Source organism: Agromyces sp. P1_H4 (assembly GCF_056405255.1).
The window spans coordinates 1-1,704 of the sequence record NZ_JBFUCL010000510.1 but is presented as its reverse complement, the minus strand read 5'-3'; the positions used below and the strand labels follow the sequence as shown (position 1 = coordinate 1,704).

At 74.7% G+C, this 1,704-nt stretch carries 1 protein-coding gene and 1 pseudogene; one reads left to right on the top strand and one right to left on the bottom strand.

Annotation, left to right across the window (positions count from 1 at the left end; translation table 11 throughout):
• Positions 1 to 909 (bottom strand): annotated as a pseudogene (locus AC1DY2_RS19480) (hypothetical protein); the annotation flags it as partial.
• A gap of 107 nt (positions 910 to 1,016) precedes the next feature.
• Between AC1DY2_RS19480 and AC1DY2_RS19475 the strand changes: the two are divergent.
• Positions 1,017 to 1,704, top strand: a 688-nt coding sequence (locus AC1DY2_RS19475) for a GlxA family transcriptional regulator (protein WP_476763912.1), incomplete at its 3' end; no start/stop codon positions are given.

Below are 1,704 nucleotides of genomic sequence, written 5' to 3'. Positions count from 1 at the left end.
CGGCTGCACCTCGCGGCCCAGCTCGGCGGCGCGCCGGTACGCAGCCTCGGCCTCGGCGCGCCGGCCGGCCAGCCGGTGCAGCTCACCGACGCCGTAGTAGGCGTTCTCGAGGGTGAGCGCGCGGCGTTCGCGCTCGCACACGACGGCGAGGGTGGCGGCGGCCTCGTCCCACTCGCCGAGCAACTGCAGCACGGTCGCCCGGTGCACCGAGCATTCGCCGCGGAACAGCTCCAGGCCGCGCTGCGCGTCGCACCACTCGCTCAAGTCGCGGGTCCACACCCGTGCCCGGTCGATGTCCCAGCGGTCGATGCAGCTGGCGATGACGCCGCAGTACGCCGGGCCGGCCGCGCGATCGCCGACGCGCCCCGACGAGACGGCGAGCATGACCCGGTCCATGGTGGCGAAGCCGTCGACGACTCGTCCGCTGAAGACGAGCGACCGCGCCAGCGACATGGTGGCCAGCACCTCGACGTCGAGGTCGCCCGCAGCCCGGGCCGACGCCGCGGCCCGCTCGCAGAGGCCGACGGACTCCTCGATCCGACCCTGCGCGTAGGCGGCCGAACCCTGCGCGAGCGCGAGCACGGCGTCGCCGAGCGGCGAGGGGTCGCCCATGCCGCCGAGCTCGGCGAGGCGCGACATCCACGCCATGGCGCGCACGCCCTCGCCGCGGTCGGCGAGCGTGAAGCCCAGCCAGAACACGCACCGCATCGCGGCATCCGTCTGACCGGCGTCGGCATACGCCTGCTGCGCGGCGTCCCACGCGCGTTCGCACTCGCCGTCACGGCCGATGAACCAGGCGGCGAGCCCCAGTTCGTCGAGCTCGGCGGCAGTCAGCGCGTCGCGACGGGCGCTCAGCTCGTCGTACGTGGAGGTCCAGTCGGCGACCTGCGCCGGGCCACCTGTCGGCATGTGGCCATTGTGCGCCCGACGCCCGACCTCGGCAAGGACCGGCGGCACGCCCGCTCGCCCTGCCCACGGGCTGGCGGGATGCTTGCGCAGCGTGCCATTCTGGCCGGATGACGCGCAGGCATCACCGGGTCGCCGTGCTCGTGCTCGAGGGCGCCAAGCCCCTCGACGTCGGCATCCCCGCACAGGTGTTCACGACCCGGCAGAGCATGCCGTACGAGGTGCGCGCGTGCGGCGCTGCACCGGGACTCGTGACCGGCGGCGACGGCCTCTCGTACCATGTGGCCGACGGACTCGAGGCGCTCGAGTGGGCGGAGACGGTCTTCATCCCGGGCTACCGGCACCCCGACCGCGAGGACCCGCCCGGCTCGGTCATCGATGCGCTCCGCGGCGCGCACGAACGGGGTGCCCGGCTCGCCGCGATCTCGACCGGCGCGTTCGCGCTCGCCGCGACCGGGCTCCTCGACGGACGCCGGGCCACGACGCACTGGCACTACACGAAGGCGCTCGCGGCGCGGCATCCGCTCGTGCACGTCGACGAGAACGTGCTCTTCGTCGACGAGGGGCGCGTGCTCACCTCGGCGGGCGCGGCATCGGGCCTCGACCTGTGCCTGCACCTCGTGCGACGCGACCACGGCGTGGCCCTGTCGAACCACGTCGCGCGGCGGCTCGTCGCGGCGCCGTATCGCAGCGGCGGCCAGGCGCAGTACGTGCCGCGCAGCGTGCCCGAGCCGCTCGGCGCGGTGTTCGCAGCGACCCGTGAGTGGGCGCTGGTGCGCCTCGAGCAGCCCCTCACGC